Here is a 15,277-nt window from a genome sequence, read left to right on the forward strand (position 1 = left end):
CAAAAGCGATTGCGGGCAAACCCGCAGACACACCGCCGGCCGGCGGTGTCAGGCGAGGCGATGTGCGGGTTTCCATAGGAGGCTGGAGGCGCCATCGCTGACATCATCGAATGCCGTGAGGCCGCCCGAACCGGACCTGGGCCGCCGCCCCGAGACCGGTCCCAGCCCGCAGCGCCGAAGCGACACGTAGCAAGCGATGAAAAGGATCCACCTGGCCATCACCGCCGCCGTGTCGCGGGCCCCATCCGCAGCCGCGGCGCAGGCCGCCGGGCCGGTGGCCAGCCCGAGCCCGCAAAGGTGAAAGGCGCCTGCGTTCGATGGGTTTGCGTGCTGGCGGGCTCGCTGCAGCTCGTGTGTGCGCACGGCCTGGCCGCCCCCATCGACGACTGGCGCCAGCGTGCCGCCGCGGTGCGCAAGCTGGCCGACAACGACGCCCCGGCGGCGTACCAGCAGGCGCAGCGCCTGCATGCCGAACTGCCGTCCGACGCGCCCGCTGCCGATCGGGTGCGCGCGCTCAATCTGCTCGCCCGCCTGGGTGTCCACCTGGCCAGGACGTCCGAGGCCATGGCCCATGCCGAGCAGGCGCTGCACGAAGCGGTGGCCACCGGCGACCGCGCGGCCCAGGCCGAAGCCAACATGAACATCGGGCTCGCCGCGGTGAACCGCAACGACGTCGGCCGGCTGGTCGAGGTGACCGAGCAGACCCTCGCCGCACTCGAAGGGGTGGACCGGCCCGACCTGCTCGCCGAAGCCCTGTTCCGGGGCGCCCTGGTGTACCGCCGCGTCGGCCGGCTCGAAGAGGCGGTGACGATGGCGCTGCAGGCACAGGACGCGGCCCAGCGCTCGGGCGAGCCGCTGGTGCTGGCGTACGCCCATCACGGCCTGGCGGTTTCATACCTGCATAGCGGGCGCCGTGTCGAAGCGCTGCAGCAGGCGCAGGAGATGCTGCGCCAGGCGCAGGCCGCGAGTTCGAAGCTGCAGGAAGGCTATGCCCTCGTGACCCTGTTCGAGGCCACCTACCAGCGCGACGCCCCGACCGAGGCCGAGCGTTACCTCGACCAGGCCATCCAGACCTTCAGGGCCGTCGGCTCGCCCACTGCAGTGGGCGTTGCCCTGAACCTGCGGGCCGAAACGGCGCTGCGCGAAGGGCGGCTGAAGGAGGCGCTGGCCGCCAACGAGGAGGGGCGCTCCATTCTCAAGATCACACGGCTGCCTGCCGGCCTGTTCTTTTCAGCGCTGCAGCGCAGCCAGATCGAACAAAGGCTCGGGCGCCCGGCCGAAGCGCTGGCCGAAGCCGAAGATGCCTACCGCCGCGCGCTCGAACTGGCGCAGCCGCTGCACCAGTCGCTGGCGACGCGCCGGCTGGCCGAGCTGGCAGCGGCGGCCGGCGATGCGCCGCGTGCCTATCGCCTGTCCATCGAGGCCGCCGACCTGATGGTCAAGGCCAGCACCGAGCGCAGCGCCGAGCGGCTGCTGGGCGCCGCCCAGCGTCGCCGCGACGAGGCGCGCCGCCAGCAGCTGGCCGAACTGCAGCGCCGCGGTGAGCAACAGGCCGCCGAGCTGCGGGCGCGCGAACTGAGGCAGCGTTGGCTGTGGACGGTGCTGGCCGGCAGCCTGCTCGCGCTGGGCAGCACCGTGTTCTTCCTGATGCGGCTGCGCCGCTCGCGGGCCGAGGTGCGGGGCCTGGCGGACACCCTGGAGCAGCGGGTGCGCGAGCGCACCGCCCAGCTCGAACACGCGCAGCATGCGGCCGAGGCGGCCACCCGGGCCAAGAGCGAGTTCCTGGCCAACATGAGCCACGAGATCCGCACGCCGATGAACGCCATCCTGGGCATGTCGTACCTCGCGCTCCGGAGCGGGCTGGACGCGCGGCAGCGCAACTACATCGAGAAGGTGCATGGCGCGGCTGAGTCCTTGCTGCACATCGTCAACGACATCCTGGACTTCTCGAAGATCGAGGCCGGCAAGCTGGAGATCGAGAACATCGCATTCGAGCTGGGCGACGTGTTCGAGCAACTGGCCAACCTGCTGGCCATGCGCGCCGAGGAGAAGGGCCTGGAGCTGCTGTTCGTGCTGCCGCCGGACCTGCCCACAGCGCTGGTGGGCGACCCCGCGCGGCTGGGCCAGATCCTGCTGAACATGGGCAACAACGCCATCAAGTTCACCGAGTGCGGCGAGGTGACGGTAGCGGTGTCGCTCGTCAGCCGCGAGGCGTTGCACGCGACGCTGCGCTTCGAGGTGCGCGATACCGGCATCGGCATGACCGCTGGGGCGCGCGAGCGCCTGTTCCAGCCGTTCACGCAGGCCGATGCGTCGACCAACCGGCGCTACGGCGGCACCGGCCTGGGGCTTGCGATCTGCCGTCACCTCGTGCGGTGCATGGGCGGCGACATCGGCGTAGACAGCGAACCGGGCCGCGGCAGCTGCTTCCACTTCACGCTGCCCCTGGGTCTGCAGTCCGGTGAGCAGCCGGTCGCCGAGGCTGGCGGGCTGCGGGGTGCGCGGGTCCTGGTGGTGGACGATCATCCCGCCACCCGCGAGCTGCTGCAGGTATTGATGGTGTCGCTGGGCATGGAGGTCCAGGCCGCGGCCGACGGCGGGTCGGCGCTCGCCGCCGTCGCGCAGGCCGACGCGGCCGACCGCCCGTTCAAGCTGCTGCTGCTCGACTGGCGCATGCCGGGCATGGATGGCATCGAATGCCTGGCGCGGCTGGCGGGCGGCCGCCATCCGCCGCCGACCGTGCTGATGGTCACGGCCTTCAACCGCGACCAGGCCGAGCGCCAGCTGCAGGCGCGCGGGCTGCAGGTCGGGGCCTTGCTGCCCAAGCCCGTCACGCCCTCGACGCTGCTGGACGCCTGCCTCGTCGCGCTCGGCCGCCCGGCGGTGCACCACCGTCGCCTCGAACAGCGCCAGGAGCTGCTGCAGACGCGCCAGGCCGGCCTGGCCGGCAGGCGCATCCTGCTGGTGGAGGACAACTCCATCAACCAGGAGCTGGCCTGCGATCTGCTGCAGCGCGCCGGCATGGCCGTCGACGTGGCGGCCGACGGCCGCGAGGCGCTGGCCGCGCTCGACGATGCGCGCTACGACGCGGTGCTGATGGATTGCCAGATGCCGGTGATGGACGGCTACGCGGCGACGCGCGCGTTGCGTGAGCGCCCCGGGCTGCAGGACCTGCCGGTGATCGCCATGACCGCCAACGCCATGGCCGGCGAGCGCGAGAAGGTGCTGGCCGCCGGCATGAACGATCACGTGGCCAAGCCGATCGACGTGGACGAGCTGTTCGCCACGCTGGTGCGCTGGGTGCGACCGCCGGAGGCGCCCGCGGCGCCACCGGGGCTGGACCGCCAGGCCGGCCTGGCCGCGCTGAATGGCAACGAGGCCTTGTACCGGAGGCTGCTCGGCAAGTTCCGCCTGCATGAGGCCGATTTCGAGGCCCGCCTGCGCGATGCGCGTGCACGAGGGGACGCCGAGTCCGCCATACGCTGCGCCCACGATCTGAAGAGCGTGGCCGGCACGCTGGGCATGCCCGGCCTGCAGCGGGCGGCCCAGGCGCTCGAAGCGGCGCTGGTCGTCGTGCATGAGCAGGCGGCCGGCGAGGCGGCGATCGAGCCGCTGCTGCAGGACGTGATGCGGCAGCTGGAGCCGCTGATGCGCGCTTTGCCGCAGCCCGTGGCAGGCACCAGCGCTTAGCGGCAGCCTGACCGGCGGCCCGCAAGACCCGGGCGCCGCGCCGTCCAACCCTTGTTTCATGCAGTCCGAGGGGCGGCATCGACCGTTCGCCGGGCTGCCGCTTCCCGCGGTGGCGGCGGCTGCGCAGCATGCGCGCCTGCACAAGAACACCGGAGGAAAGGCATGGATCGAAGGAGCTTCTCGCTGTGGGCCGCCGCAGCCGCGCTGAGCGGCTGCGGCGGCAGCGACGAAGGCGATACCGCCGTGGTAGACGATGGCGGCGGCCCCGGCTCGGGCACCAGCGTGGTGAAGCACGTGGCCGAACCCAACCCCACCGGCCTGCGATGGGGTTTCTGGGAGGTCTACAACCAGCAGGCCGCCACGCTGGCGGCCGTGGGCCGGCGCCCCAGCGCGCGGGTGAGCTTCGACGGCTGGGCCGCCATCGAGCAGCGCCCTGGCATCCATACCTGGCCCGACCCGGCCCGTTATGCCGACACCCACCTGCATGGCGAAACCATCCTCGGTGCGGTGAACGTGAGCTTCAAGGTACCGGCCCACTACGCCGACGACATCACCGACGCCACCACGCGCCGCGCCGCCCTGGACTTCGTGCGTGCCTATGTGCAATGGCTGCTCGGCAACTTCGGCGCGGCCGTGCTCACCATCGACTACGAGATCGTCTCCAACTACCGGCTGCAGCAGCCGGGCAGCGAGCCGCGCGCGCAGGAGTGGGCGGCCTGGTACCTGGAAGCCGCCGCGGCCGCGCGCGAGGCTGCGGCGCAGCTGGGCAAGTCGGCGCTGCTCGCGCTGCAGCCCATCTTCAACGGCGACCCCTTCCTGGCCGACAGTCCCATCGCCAAGGGCGGCGCGCACAACCCCTGGCTGCGCGACGTGGTGGCAGCCTCCGACTACCTCGCGCTGGACACCTACCACCGCGACACGACGCGCCCGCTCACCGACGCGAACCGCACGCTGGAGATCATCCGTTTCTGGATCGACGAATTCGCCGGCGACCGCGAGGTGGTGGTCACCGAAAACGGCTTCTCCACCGCCGCCGACGGCGCCCCCGGCGTGCCGCTGGACCCGCGCAAGTACAAGGGCACCGAAGCGGAGCAGGCGGGCTACTACGCCGACCTCTTTCCCAAGCTGCTGGCGGCCAACCAGCGCAGCGGCGTGTTCCGCAACCGGCTGCGGGGTTTCCACATCTGGTCGATCACCGACAACCCGAAGGCCGATGACCTGGACGACCGCCACTTCGGTCTCGTCACTGCCGAAGGGCGTGACAAGCCCGCCGCACCGATCGTGCGCGCGGCCATCGCGCGGGCCGAGGCCGACCCCTTCCATCGCCCGTACCACACCGCCGCGCTGGACGGTCGCAACCTCGCCGACAAGCTGGCCGCCGGCAGCGAAGCGGTGAGCCTGTCGTTCGCCGAAGGCGACCGCTTCGAGTTCCTGCGCTGGCAGGGCAGCGGGCCGCAGTCGGCCGGCGAGGTGCGGCTGCAGGTGGCCTTCGCGACCCTGGGCAACCTGCTGGTCAACGTCAACGGCCATTGGCGGCTCGAGCAGAACCGTTCGGCGTTCGACATCGACATTTCGGCACACTACCGGCCGGGCGGGCCGAACGTGATCGACGTGCATGCCACCGCCCCCGCCTTCCCCGTGAACCAGCAAGTGCTGTCGCTGCGAGTTGTCTACGCCTGAGTCCTTTCCTGCCGACCGCTCCGACTCCGTCGCCGCCCCGCGCGCGCTGGAGGGCTATGCCGTGGTGCTGGCGCCGCTGGGGCTGGGCCTGGCCGCGCTGGTGGTGGCGCTGGCCACGCGCAACCCGCGGGTCGCGGTGTACCAGGTGCTGCCGGCGGTGCTGGCCATGCTGCTGGGGGGCGGCGCTGCGGCCCTGTGGCTGCTGCGCCGGCGTGTCCCGCTGTGGTTGCTGCTGCCCGGCGCGGCGCTGGCCACCTGGGCGGCCCTGGTGGCCACGGTGCTGGCCATGGCCACGCTGTACGGCCGGCCGATCGAGTACGTCTTTGCGCGGCCGGTGGTCGAGCGCGGCATGGTCGGCGCGCCGGTGCTTGGGGCCCTGATGGCAGCCGGCCTGTGGCTGCTGGAGCGGGCCCGGCAGCGCGAGCGCGCCGCCTGGGAGGCCGAACGCGCGGCCCGGGTGCAGCAACAGCAGCTGCAGCACGAGCGCACGCTGGCCCACCTGCAGCTGCTGCAGGCCCAGATCGAGCCGCACTTCATCTACAACACGCTGGCCAACCTGCGCCAGCTGGTGCGCACCGACAGCGCCCGGGCCCTGCAGATGCTCGACCACCTGATCCGCTACTTCAAGCTGGTGCTGCCGAGCTTTCGCGCCGACCGCCTGCCGCTGCGCGACGAGCTGGCGCTGGTGCAGGCCTACCTGGACCTGCTGCGCGAGCGCATGGACCGGCCGATGCACCTGGTGGCCGATGTGCCCGAGCCGCTGGCCGGGTTTGCACTGCCGCCGGGGGCGCTGCTGTGCCTGGCCGAAAACGCGGTCAAGCACGGGCTGCCCGAGGACGGCGAGGCGCTTTCGCTGCACATCGCCGCCCGCCTGGTGGGCGAGCACCTGCTGGTGACGGTGCGCGACAACGGCGGCGGCCTCGCCGCCGTGCCGCCAGGCGCGGCACGCGCAAGCGGCAGCGGCACCGGCCTCGCCAACCTGCGCGAGCGGCTGCGCCTCCTGCATGGCGACGCGGCCAGCCTGCAGCTGCACAATGCCCGCCCCGGCTGCGAGGCCGTGCTCACGCTGCCGTGGCGGGCGAGCTGAAAGGGAAAGAGGGGGAGGCCGCATGCGCGCACTGATCGCCGACGACGAACCGCTGCTGCGCGCCGAGCTGCGCGAGGCGCTGGCCCTGGCATGGCCCGAGCTGCGCATCGTGGCCGAGGCCGCCGACGGCCGGCGCGCGCTGGCGGCCGTGCTGGAGCACCGCCCCGAGGTGGCCTTCCTCGACGTGAACATGCCGCACCTGGACGGCATGGCCGCCGCGCGGCAGATGCGCGAACGCGGCTATGCCGGCGAGATCGTCTTCGTGACCGCCTACGACCAGCATGCGCTGCAAGCCTTCGAGGCGCGTGCCATCGACTACCTGGTGAAGCCGCTGGAGCCGGCTCGCCTGGGCGACACGGTGACGCGGCTGAAGGCACGCCTGGCCGGCCTGCCGCAGGCTGCCGCCCTGCCGGCGGCAGAGGCGGCGTCGCCCTGGCTGCGGGTGACGCGCGGCACACAGACGCAGCTGCTGCGCCTGGAAGACGTGGCCTGCCTGCGCGCGGTGCCCGGCTACACCCAGCTCGTCACCCGTGACGGCGAGCACCTGGTCGAGCTGCCGCTCAAGGCGCTGCAGCCGCGCCTGGACCCGCTGGCCTTCGTGCAGGTGCACCGCGCGGCCATCGTGAACCTGCACTTCGTGGCGCGCATCGTGCGCGACCGCCCGGGTCACTGCGTGGTGGAGCTCAAGCACGGGCTCGGGCAGGTGGAGGCGAGCCGCGCCGGCGCCGAGTTGCTGCGTTCGCTGTAACCGGCCGGCGGGGCGCTACGCCTCGCGCAGGCAGTCCACGATCTTCAGCCGCCCGGCCCGCCAGGCCGGGATGAAGCCGCCCACGAAACCCATCACCAGCGAAAACGCGAGCGTCTGCACCGCGATCGCCGGCGTGAGCTTGAACTGGAAGGCCAGCTCGGAGAAGGTCTGGAAGTTGGTGGTCGAGATGTTCACCGCCTGCATCAGCGAGGCGGCGGCCAGCCCGGCCACGCCGCCCACCAGGGCCAGCAGCAGCGACTCGGCGAGAAAGGCCGTGAGCACCGCGCTGCGCCGGAACCCGAGGGCGCGCAGCGTGCCGATCTCGCCCACGCGCTGGGCCACCGCGGCAAACATGGTGATCATCGCGCCCACCACCGCGCCGATCGAGAAGATGATGGACAGCGCGAGCCCCAGGTAGCGGATGAAGGTGGCCAGTGCGCGCGACTGCTCCTCGTAGAACTGCCGCTCCGGCTTGGCGTCGAGCGACAGCCGGGGGTCGGCTTCGAGCGTGGCCCTGGCCCGCTCGAACTGGCCCGCATCGGCCAGCCTGAAGATCACGCTCGAATACGAGTTGCGCCGGAAGGCCTGCATCATCTGGTCGGCATCGCCCCAGATCTCGGAATCGAAGCCGGTGCGGCCGGCATCGAACACGCCCACCACCGTCCAGTCGCGCCCGGCGAAGCGCAGCGTCTCGCCCAGTGCCGCGCCGCTGAAGCCGCGCGCGATCGCGCTGCCGGTGACGATCTCGCTGCTGCCGGGGCGGAACGGCCGCCCTTCGACCAGCCGCACCTGCGGCCGCAAGGCAAACCCCAGCCCGGAGGTGCCGCGCACCGTCACGTTGCTGGGCTTGCCGCTGCCGCGCTTGGGCAGGTTGTTCAGCACCACCGGCTCCTTGGAGACGATGCGCCGGCCCTGCCCGTCGGTCGCGATGCCGGCCAGGCTCTCGACGATGGCGGCCTGCTCGCGGCTCACGCCGGAGTTGATCTCGGCGCCCGCGCCCTTGCGCAGCACGATCACGTTGTCCGGCTGCCCGGTGGCCACCAGCGTGGCCTTGATGCCCTCGCTCATCATCAGCACGGTGGCGAACACGTAGACCACCAGCGCCATGCCGCCGGCGGTGAGCGCGGTGGTGACGCGGCGCACCCAGAGGTTGCGGGCGATGTAGCTGAGGGGGAGGGGTTTCATCGCTTCACCGCGCTACGCCACGTGCCTCAACCCCTGCACGATGTCGATGCGGCTCATCTTCCACGCAGGCCAGGCTGCAGCCACCACGCCCACGACCAGGCAGGCCCCAAGCTGCAGCGCCTGCGTCAGGGCGCTCACCTCGAACACCGGGAACAGCGTGCCCACCGCGTTCTTGAACGCGGCCGCCACCGGTAGCGTGACCAGCAGCCCCAGCCCGCCGCCGAGCAGCGCGATCAGCAGGCTTTCGCCGAACAGCAGCTTCACCACGAAGCCCGGTGAAAAGCCCAGGGCCTTGAGCGTCGCGTATTCGGCCAGCCGCTCGCGGGCCGTCATCGTCATGGTGTTGGCCATCACCGCCATGATGATCACCACGATGATGAAGCTCACCGCCTGCACCGCCACCAGGATGGCCTCGCTCATCGACACGAAGCTCAACTGGAACGCGCTCTCGGTTTCGGTCAGGGTTTCGGCCAGCGAGTTCTTGAAGAGCCCGTCCACGCGCAGCGAGACGGCGGCGGCGTTTTCGGGCTGGTCGATGCCCAGCACGTACACGCCCACGAAGTCGACGTTGCGCGCCGTCTTCACACGGGCACGGAAGGTCTCGGTGAGGTACTTCCAGTGGAACAGCATCTGCTGCTCGTCGGTCTTGGCCTCGGCGCCGTCGTAGATGGCGCGCAGCGTGAAGTTCCAGGTGCCGGGGTAGATGGTGCCCTTGAGCGGGATGGTGTCGCCGACCTTCCAGCCGAACTTGTCGGCCAGCTTGCGGCCCACCATCGCGCCCTGGCGGTCGCGCAGGAAGGCCTGCCGCTCGCCGTCGCTGATGCGGTACTCCGGGTAGAGCGCGAGGTAGGTCGGCGCATCCACCGCGAACTGCGCGAAGAAGTTGCGCGGCTCGATGTAGATGCCGCCGAACCAGTTGGCCCACGACACGCTGCTCACGCCGTCGACCGCGCGGATTCGCTCGGCATAGTGCAGCGGCAGCGGAAAGGTGAGCGAGATGGCGCTGCGGGTGACCAGCCGGGTGCTGGAGCTGGCCTCCACGCCGGCGTACCAGGCGTCGACGATGGTGCGCAGCAGGCCGAAGGCGCAGATCGCCACCACCAGGCCCACCATCGTGAGCAGGGTGCGCAGCTTGTGGCGGAAGGCGTTCTTCAGCAGCAGCTTGAAGAGGAACATCGCCGCTCCGGTTTTCCGTTCGCGTCAGGCCGGGCCGGCCTCGCCGTCGGGCACCAGCACGCCTTTCTCGAGGTGCACCAGCCGCCGCGCCCGTGCCGCGGCCTTGGGGTCGTGCGTGACCATGACGATGGTCTTGCCCAGCTCGGTGTGCAGCTCGTCCATCAGGCGCAGCACCTCCTCGCCGGTCACCCGGTCGAGGTCGCCTGTGGGCTCGTCGGCGACGATGAGCATGGGGTCGGTGACGAGTGCGCGTGCAATCGCCACGCGCTGCTGCTGCCCGCCCGAGAGTTCGTTCGGGTAGTGGTCCATGCGGTCGGCCAGGCCCACCGCGTCGAGCGTGGCTTCCACGTGTTCGCGGCGCTTGCGGGCCGACAGGCCGGTGAGCAGCAGCGGCAGCTCCACGTTCTCGAAGGCGGTGAGCACCGGCATCAGGTTGTAGAACTGGAAGATGAAGCCCACGTTCGCCGCACGCCAGTCGGCCAGCTCGCCTTCGCTCAAGGTGGCGATGTCCACGCCGCCGATCTCGATGGTGCCGCTGGTGGGCTTGTCGATGCCGGCGATCAGGTTGAGCAGCGTGCTCTTGCCCGAGCCGCTGGGGCCCATCAGGGCGATGAACTCGCCGCGCTGCACGTCGAGGTCGACGTCGAGCAGCACCGGGATCTGCTGTCCGCCGCGCTGGTAGGCCTTGCGCAGCGACCGGATGCGGATCATGACGACCCCCTGCTCGTCGCTTGCGCCTGGCATCGCGCAGGCATGTTCACTTTGCAGCCACCGCGACCTTGGTGCCGGCCTGCAGCTTGTCGGCCGGCTTGAGCACCAGCTGCTCGCCCGACTTGAGCGCGCCCGACACCTCGAGCACGTCGCCCAGCCTGCGGCCCGGCGTGACCTGCACCGCCTCGAGCACCTCGTCTTCGCCCTGCCTGGCCAGCCGCAGCACCACCTTCGCGCCGCCGCGTTCGGTCACAGCCTCCGGGTTCACCGCCAGCACCGGGCGCTGGTCGGCATCGGTGGCGGGCTGCGACAGGAAGGTCACCTTCGCGCTCATCTCCGGCAGGATCCGCGTATCGAGCTTCTCGAAGCGGATCTTGGTCATGACGGTGGCCTTGGCCCGGTCCACCGTGGGCACGATGCCGCCCACCTGGCCGCGAAAGCGCACGTCGGGCAGCGCATCGAGCGTGATCTCGACCGGCTGGCCGATCCTCGCCTTCGACAGGTTGCTCTCGGACACATCGGCCTCCACCTCCAGCGTGCTCATGTCGGCCATGGTCACCACCGCGCCCTGCGAGCCGGCCGCGCTGGAGAACGGCGTGATGATGTCGCCCACGTTGGCGTTCTTCACCAGCACCACGCCGTCGAAGGGGGCGCGGATCTCGGTGAAGTTCTCGTTGACACGCTGCACGTTGACCTGCGCACGCGCCTGCGCGAGCCCGGCCTCGGCCGAGGCCACGGCGGCCCGCGCAGCGTTGGCACGGGTGAGCGCCGCATCCACGGCCTGGGGCGACACGAAACCCTGTGCCTGCAGGCCCTGGGTGCGCCTGAGTTCGGCGTCGGCGTTGGCCGCTTCCACTTTCGCCTGTGCCAGCGCCGCTTCGGCCTGGCGCACGCCGGCCTGCGCAGTGGCAATGGCAGCCTGCACGTCGCTGGCGTCGAGCCGCGCGATCACCTCGCCCTTCCTGACCTGCGAGCCTTCGCGTACGTTCAGCTCCAGCAGCCGGCCGGTGGCCTTGGAGGCGACCGCGGCGCGCCGCTGCGCCACCACATAGCCGGACGCGGTGAGCTGCGCGTACTGCATCGACGGGTAGCTGGTCAGCACGGTGGTGGTCTGCACCTCGGCCTTGCGCGGCGCGAAGGCGAGGCCGGCGGCCGCCAGCAGCACCAGCGCTCCGACGATCCACTTCCAGCGCCCGCGGCGCCGGCGTGCCGGCGCGAGGCCGGTGCGATCGATGCGCAGTTGCGACAACTTCGAGGCAGCGGCGGAAGGCTGGTCTTCGTCGGCCATGGCGTTGGGAGCGAGGCGGTGGAGGCGGTGCGATTGTGCACAGGCCCGCCCGCGGTTGCACTTTGTCATCCCTGCATACACCGCTCTCGAGCAAGCTGGGCTGCCTATGCAGGACAACTTCGCGCAACAGAACAACGACAGTGCCGCACCTCGGCGTCAACGGCTCGCCCTGGGCTGGCTGGTGGTGGCCGTGCTGGCCTTGCAGGCCTGCGGCGGCGGTGACGACAACGCCAACGCGCCGCCTCCGGCGAGCGGCGGCCCGACGCCGACCCCGGCGCCAGGCCCGACACCGACCTCGAGCCCGAGCCCGAGCCCGAGCCCCGCACCCCCGGCCGCCCATACCTGCGGCCTGTCGAACTTCCAGTCGCAGATGCTGCAGCTGGTGAATGCACGGCGTGCTGCCGGGGCCAGCTGCGGCAGCCGCGGCAGCTTCGCCCCGGCCACGGCCCTCACGTGGAACACCCGGCTCACCGATGCGGCCTACGGCCATTCACGCGACATGGCCGACAACAACTACTTCTCGCACACCAGCCTCGACGGCCGCACGCTCGGCCAGCGGGTCACGGCTGCGGGCTACAACTGGTCGGCGCTGGGCGAAAACATCGCCGGCGGCCCGAGCACGGTGCAGCAGGTGGTGGACGGCTGGATGGCGAGCGACGGCCACTGCGCCAACATCATGAGCGCCAGCTTCACCGAGATCGGCGTGGCCTGCGCGAGCAACGCGTCGAGCCAGTGGGGCCGCTACTGGACCATGGACCTGGCCCGGCCGCGATAGCCTGCGCCGCGCGAGGCGCTGGCAGCCCCCACGTTGAACACGGACACCACCTCGGCCAGACGGCGGGCCTGCTCGCTCATCGCCGCAGCCGCGGCGGCCGACTGCTCCACCAGCGCGGCATTCTGCTGCGTCATTTCGTCGAGATGGTTCACCGCCTGGTTCACCTGGCCGATGCCGTCGCGCTGTTCGGTGGCTGCCGAGGAGATCTCGCCCATGAGGTCGTTGACCCGGCGCACGCTGTGCACGATCTCCTGCATCGCCGCGCCGGCCTCCCCGACCTGACGCGAGCCGGTCTCGACCGTTTCGACCGAGGCGGTGATGAGCGTCTTGATCTCGCGTGCCGCCTGCGCGCTGCGCTGGGCCAATGCGCGAACCTCGTTGGCCACCACGGCGAAGCCGCGGCCCTGTTCGCCGGCACGTGCGGCCTCCACGGCGGCGTTGAGCGCCAGGATGTTGGTCTGGAAGGCGATGCTGTCGATGACGCCGATGATGTCGCTGATGCGTTTGGATGCGTCGGTGATCTGCTGCATGCTGGCCACCGCCTGGCTCACCACGTCGCCGCCGCGCGCCGCGGCGTCGGCCGCGGTGGTCGCCAGCTGATTGGCTTGGGCGGCCGTGTCGGCCGACTGGCTCACGGTGCCGTTGAGCTGCTCCATGCTGGCCGCGGTCTGCTGCAGGTTCGAGGCCGTCTGCTCGGTGCGTGAAGAGAGGTCCTGGTTGCCGGAGGCGATCTGCGCCGATGCGGTGGATACCGAATCCACGCCGTTGCGCACGTCGCACACCACGCCGTGCAGCTTGTCCACCATGGTGCCCAGCGTGCGCTGCAGATCGGCGATCTCGTCGTGCCCGTTCACCTGCAGGCGCTGCGTCAGGTCGCCGGCCGCCACGGCCTGCGCCAGCCGCACCGCGTCGCCCAGGGGCCGCGTGATCATGCGGGTGATGGCGAATGCCAGCACGGCGCCGGCCAGCATCGAAACGGCGAGCAGGCCGATGATCATCAGCCGGCTGTTCGCATGGATGCGGTCGCCGGCCTCGGCGGCGGCCTGCGCGCCCCTTTCGTTGAGGTCGGCCAGCTCGCGCAGGGTCTGCTGCGCAGCGGTGTACTTCGGCACACCTTCCTGCAGCAAGGTGATGCGTGCGGCGTCGTGCTGCCCGCCTTCGGCCTGCGCCAGGAAGGTCTTGCTGGCGCTCAGGTAGTCCTGCCACTCGGCCTTGAAGCGCTCGTACAGCGCACGCTCATCGGGCGAGCTGATGAGCGGTTCATAGGCCGCCTCGTAGCGTCCGTACTGCGCCAGCGCGTCATTCATCAGCGCCACCGCTTCTCGCGCCTTGACGGGGTCGCCCAGCTCGGCTTCGAGCCGGAATTCACGCTGGCGATAGCTCGTGACCGCCTGCGCCATGCTCAGCGTGTGCTTCACCGACGGCAGCCAGTTGGTCGCCATTTCGGCGGCGGCGTCATTCACACGGCCGAGCTGGAAGATGGAAAACAGACCGCTGGCGACCATCAGGATCAACACGGCGGCAAACGCAGCGCCCAGCTTGGCGCCCACCGGCATACGGCTCATCAGGCTCATGGGAAGGATCTCGCGAATCAGAGGATTTATGGGTCCGCCCCGCCGTCGCGGCAGGGTGAGAGACAGGCCATATCGGCGGCTCGCGAGGCCGGCTTGATGACTGTTACGTGAGCGCTTGCTCCAGAGAAGGGGCAGCAGGTGTGAAGGTTCTTGTCAGTCGCGGCGGGCGATGAAGCCGCCGCCCAGGCACACGTCGCCGTCGTACAGCACGGCCGACTGCCCCGGCGTCACCGCCCACTGGGGCTCCTGGAAGGCCAGTTCGAAGGCGCCGTTGGCGCCGGCCTTCAGCACACAGGCCGCGTCGGCCTGGCGGTAGCGGGTCTTGGCCGCCATCGCACCCGGCGCGGGCGCTTCGCCGGCCACCCAACTGGCCTCATCGGCAGCGAGTTCCAGGCTCTGCAGCCACGGGTGGTCATGGCCCTGCACCACGTACAGCGTGTTGTTCTCGATGTCCTTGCGCGCCACGAACCACGGCTCGTGTTCACCGCCGCCGCGAGGCGCGCCCTTTTCCTTCACGCCGCCGATGCCGATGCCCTTGCGCTGGCCCAGCGTGTAGAACGACAGCCCCACGTGTTCGCCGATCACGCGGCCGCGGTCGTTGCGGATCGGCCCGGGTTGGTTGGCCAGGTAGCGGTTGAGGAACTCGCGGAACGGCCGCTCGCCGATGAAGCAGATGCCGGTGGAGTCCTTCTTCTTCGCATTGGGCAGGCCGATCTCGGCCGCGATGCGCCGCACCTCGGTCTTGCGCAGCTCGCCCACCGGGAACAGCGTCTTCGACAGCTGTGCCTGGTTGAGCCGGTGCAGGAAGTAGCTCTGGTCCTTGCTCGCATCCAGCCCCTTGAGCAGCTCGAAGCGGCCGTCGCGCTCGCGCACCCGGGCGTAGTGGCCGGTGGCGATCTTCTCGGCGCCCAGGCGCATCGCATGGTCGAGGAACGCCTTGAACTTGATCTCGGCGTTGCACAGCACGTCGGGGTTGGGCGTGCGGCCGGCCTGGTATTCGCGCAGGAACTCGGCGAACACGCGGTCCTTGTATTCGGCCGCGAAGTTCACGTGTTCCATCTCGATGCCGAGCACGTCGGCCACCGAAGCGGCGTCGAGGAAGTCCTGGCGCGACGAACAGTATTCGTCGTCATCGTCGTCTTCCCAGTTCTTCATGAAGATGCCGACGACGTCGTATCCCTGCTGCTTGAGCAGGTGGGCGCTCACCGCGGAGTCGACGCCGCCGCTCAAGCCGACCACCACGCGTTCCTTCGTTGATTCCTTCGTTGCCATGGGGCGCGATTTTAGGAAGTGCCCGCCCGGGCGGCCCCGCACCGCCTCCATGGCCCCACGGCGCGGCCGAACGGGCACGGCTTGTGCCGCG

11 protein-coding genes are annotated in these 15,277 nt (G+C 70.6%); 5 read left to right on the forward strand and 6 right to left on the reverse strand.

What is annotated here, in order from left to right:
* Positions 1-327 precede the first annotated feature (327 nt).
* The 4 genes from E8D38_RS11225 (at position 328) to E8D38_RS11240 (ending at position 7,205) form a co-directional block, all read left to right on the forward strand.
* Positions 328-3,690 carry a response regulator gene (locus E8D38_RS11225; protein WP_140629541.1) on the forward strand — a complete coding sequence of 1,121 codons (3,363 nt, stop codon included), beginning with the start codon at positions 328-330 and terminating at the stop codon, positions 3,688-3,690.
* Positions 3,691-3,852: 162 nt separating this feature from the next.
* Positions 3,853-5,370 carry a glycoside hydrolase family 113 protein gene (locus tag E8D38_RS11230; protein ID WP_140629546.1) on the forward strand — a complete coding sequence of 506 codons (1,518 nt, stop codon included), beginning with the start codon at positions 3,853-3,855 and terminating at the stop codon, positions 5,368-5,370.
* Entirely contained in the window at positions 5,357-6,457 is a 1,101-nt protein-coding gene (locus E8D38_RS11235; RefSeq protein WP_140629549.1) for a sensor histidine kinase, read from the forward strand. Before E8D38_RS11230 ends, E8D38_RS11235 begins: the two co-directional genes overlap by 14 nt.
* 22 nt (positions 6,458-6,479) lie before the next feature.
* Positions 6,480-7,205 carry a LytR/AlgR family response regulator transcription factor gene (locus E8D38_RS11240; protein WP_181179059.1) on the forward strand — a complete coding sequence of 242 codons (726 nt, stop codon included), beginning with the start codon at positions 6,480-6,482 and terminating at the stop codon, positions 7,203-7,205.
* A 15-nt stretch (positions 7,206-7,220) separates the two neighbouring features.
* Here E8D38_RS11240 and E8D38_RS11245 read toward each other — a convergent pair whose 3' ends face one another.
* Genes E8D38_RS11245 through E8D38_RS11260 form a run of 4 tightly spaced genes read right to left on the reverse strand, consistent with a single transcriptional unit; the run spans position 7,221 to position 11,565 of the window.
* Positions 7,221-8,390 carry an ABC transporter permease gene (locus E8D38_RS11245; RefSeq protein WP_140629558.1) on the reverse strand — a complete coding sequence of 390 codons (1,170 nt, stop codon included), beginning with the start codon at positions 8,388-8,390 and terminating at the stop codon, positions 7,221-7,223.
* Positions 8,391-8,402: 12 nt separating this feature from the next.
* Complete coding sequence (locus E8D38_RS11250) at positions 8,403-9,566, reverse strand: ABC transporter permease (RefSeq protein ID WP_140629561.1); 1,164 nt, start codon at positions 9,564-9,566, stop codon at positions 8,403-8,405.
* A 24-nt stretch (positions 9,567-9,590) separates the two neighbouring features.
* Positions 9,591-10,310 carry an ABC transporter ATP-binding protein gene (locus E8D38_RS11255; RefSeq protein ID WP_425462765.1) on the reverse strand — a complete coding sequence of 240 codons (720 nt, stop codon included), beginning with the start codon at positions 10,308-10,310 and terminating at the stop codon, positions 9,591-9,593.
* Between the two features lie 13 nt (positions 10,311-10,323).
* The gene (locus tag E8D38_RS11260) at positions 10,324-11,565 is read right to left on the reverse strand and encodes an efflux RND transporter periplasmic adaptor subunit (protein ID WP_140629567.1); all 1,242 of its coding nucleotides are present in this window, start codon (positions 11,563-11,565) and stop codon (positions 10,324-10,326) included.
* A gap of 106 nt (positions 11,566-11,671) precedes the next feature.
* Between E8D38_RS11260 and E8D38_RS28895 the strand changes: the two genes are divergently transcribed.
* A complete protein-coding gene (locus E8D38_RS28895) occupies positions 11,672-12,340 on the forward strand; it encodes a CAP domain-containing protein (protein WP_246099438.1) in 669 nt (222 codons plus the stop codon).
* On the opposite strand, the gene E8D38_RS11270 is transcribed toward E8D38_RS28895, so the two are convergent.
* Both E8D38_RS11270 and mnmA read right to left on the reverse strand, forming a co-directional pair.
* Positions 12,307-13,914, reverse strand: a complete 1,608-nt coding sequence (locus E8D38_RS11270) for a methyl-accepting chemotaxis protein (protein ID WP_140629570.1) — start codon at positions 13,912-13,914, stop codon at positions 12,307-12,309. The two genes, E8D38_RS28895 and E8D38_RS11270, sit on opposite strands and share 34 nt — an antisense overlap.
* Positions 13,915-14,067: 153 nt before the next feature.
* On the reverse strand, positions 14,068-15,186 hold the full coding sequence (mnmA, locus tag E8D38_RS11275) for a tRNA 2-thiouridine(34) synthase MnmA (protein WP_140629575.1): 1,119 nt from the start codon (positions 15,184-15,186) through the stop codon (positions 14,068-14,070).
* Positions 15,187-15,277: the final 91 nt, after the last annotated feature.

The organism is Methylibium rhizosphaerae, assembly GCF_006386545.1.
GTDB classification, from domain to species: Bacteria; Pseudomonadota; Gammaproteobacteria; order Burkholderiales; family Burkholderiaceae_C; genus Pseudorivibacter; species Pseudorivibacter rhizosphaerae.